2 protein-coding genes are annotated in these 858 nt (G+C 53.0%); one reads left to right on the forward strand and one right to left on the reverse strand.

Annotated features, from left to right (window positions below; translation table 11 throughout):
* Positions 1-224, forward strand: a 224-nt coding sequence (locus PsAD37_RS17025) for a contractile injection system protein, VgrG/Pvc8 family (RefSeq protein ID WP_208991934.1), incomplete at its 5' end; no start/stop codon positions are given.
* Between the two features lie 27 nt (positions 225-251).
* On the opposite strand, the gene istB is transcribed toward PsAD37_RS17025, so the two are convergent.
* Positions 252-858, reverse strand: a 607-nt coding sequence (istB, locus tag PsAD37_RS17030) for an IS21-like element helper ATPase IstB (protein WP_063297179.1), incomplete at its 5' end; no start/stop codon positions are given.

Below are 858 nucleotides of genomic sequence, written 5' to 3' on the forward strand. Positions count from 1 at the left end.
ACAACCAGCAACACGCCCATCAGCGCGGTGAAGACAACGGCTCTGCCGGAGACTATGCGCTCTATGAATATCCGGGGCGCTACAAGGCGGATGGTGTCGGCAAGCCGTTTACAAAACACCGGCTGGAAGCTGCTCGGGTTGAGGCCACCACAGGCCATGGAGCCACCAATGCTATTCACCTGATGGCTGGTCTGTCAATGCAGGGTCAAATTTCCCCAGTTTGAGGTTTGGTGACCAGCCTTTTTTTAGGTCTAGTTCTCCTTTTTAGGTGGTCTTCCGTGACGTTTGGGTGGTGGTGGAGGAGTTATTGATGCGTTGGCTCTTATATGCTCTGGAATAAGGTCGGTGTGACCGCGCAAGCGGTAGCTTGCGCCTTCGATGTGAATGACAACGGCATGATGTAACAGTCTGTCGAGAAGAGTGGTTGCAACAACATGATCGCCAAAGATCTCTCCCCATTCTGCAAAGCCACGGTTTGACGTGAGGATCATCGAGCCTTTTTCATAACGGGCATTGACGAGTTGGAAGAACAGGTTTGCCCCTCCTGTGGTGATTGGCAGATAGCCAATCTCATCGACGATCAACAGAGAGGTTCGTGCAAAGAAACGCAGTTTCTCCGTCAACCGGCCTTCTCTTTCAGCTTTTGCCAAGGCTTCAATCAGGTCAGCTAAGGCGATGCGATAGACGCGCTTTCCCGCTTTAACGGCAGCAACTCCCAAAGCCGTTGCCATGTGGCTCTTCCCGGTTCCAGGAGGTCCCAGAAAGTGAAGCACTTCATTGCGGCTGATAAACTCCAGCTCCGCCAGAGCCATGATGCGCTCCCGGTCCAGTGAGGGCTGGAATGTGAAGTCAAAGCTT

This window comes from Pseudovibrio sp. Ad37 (genome assembly GCF_001623075.1).
GTDB lineage: Bacteria > Pseudomonadota > Alphaproteobacteria > Rhizobiales > Stappiaceae > Pseudovibrio.